Below are 1,035 nucleotides of genomic sequence, written 5' to 3'. Positions count from 1 at the left end.
CTGGGCGTTGTTGCATAAATCGCAGGCTAGGGTCAGGTAGCCTCGTGCGATGAGTCATTCCCCGCAGTCCAAACCTCGCTATCGCACCACCAACTGGAAGCAATACAACGCAGCGCTCAAAGCGCGGGGCTCACTGACCATCTGGCTGGACAGGGGCATGTCTTGGTTTGCCGCTGCCAGCGGCAAACGCGGGCGCAGCCCGCAGTTCTCGGATGCAGCGATCCAGTTCTGCCTGACCATCAAGAACCTCTTTGGATTGGCCTTGCGGCAGACCACAGGCTTTGTTCAGTCACTACTGGCGTTGTCTGGACTGCTGTGGCCAGTTCCCGACTTCAGCACGTTGTGTCGTCGCCAACGCAGTCTGGATGTCCAGGTGGTGTACCGCTCTAGCGCAGCCGGCCTGCATCTACTGGTTGACTCCACTGGCATCAAGTTCCTGGGCGAAGGCGAGTGGAAGTGCAAAAAGCACGGGCCAGAGCGCCGCCGCCAATGGCGCAAGCTGCACATTGGCATTGATGCGCAAACGCTACAGGTACGAGCCATCTGCGTTACTTCGAACAATGTCACTGACGCCGCAGTGTTGCCGCAGTTGCTGAATCAAGTTCCTGCCGAGGAGCCGCTGCTGACAGTGACAGGCGATGGTGCTTATGACACGCAGCCCGTCCATGCGGCGGTCATGCAGCGCAATGCCACGCCCATCATTCCCCCGAGAAAGAATGCCAGGATGCGCAAAGGCGATGCCTTTGCGCACCGCAATGCGGCCATCTCCGCATGTAGGCGCTTCGGTCGCAAGCTATGGAAAAACTGGAGTGGTTACCACCGGCGCAGTCTGGTAGAGACCAAGATGAACTGCATCAAACGGCTGGGTGAACGAGTGATGTCACGCACCTTCGAGCGGCAGGTCAACGAACTGCACATTCGAGCCGCAATCCTCAATCGGTTTACTGAACTGGGCTGCCCGCAGACGGTGGCTGTGGCGTAGCCACGTCTGGGGTTGGGGAAATCTGGCCTGGGGCTGATTTATGCAACAACGCC

Annotated in this window: 1 protein-coding gene; it reads left to right on the top strand. The window is 58.8% G+C overall.

The window, feature by feature from the left end; all coding sequences use genetic code 11:
* The first annotated feature begins 49 nt into the window (after positions 1–49).
* Positions 50–982, top strand: a complete 933-nt coding sequence (locus tag ACNAZA_RS22350) for an IS5 family transposase (RefSeq protein WP_415798688.1) — start codon at positions 50–52, stop codon at positions 980–982.
* Positions 983–1,035: the final 53 nt, after the last annotated feature.

This window comes from Comamonas aquatilis (assembly GCF_965139575.1).
GTDB lineage: Bacteria > Pseudomonadota > Gammaproteobacteria > Burkholderiales > Burkholderiaceae_C > Comamonas > Comamonas aquatilis.
This window is presented reverse-complemented; position numbering and strand designations above follow the sequence as displayed.

Excerpts from the sequence above, each read along its gene's own strand:
- ACNAZA_RS22350 (WP_415798688.1), top strand. The coding sequence starts at position 50 with ATGAGTCATTCCCCGCAGTCCAAACCTCGCTATCGCACCACCAACTGG.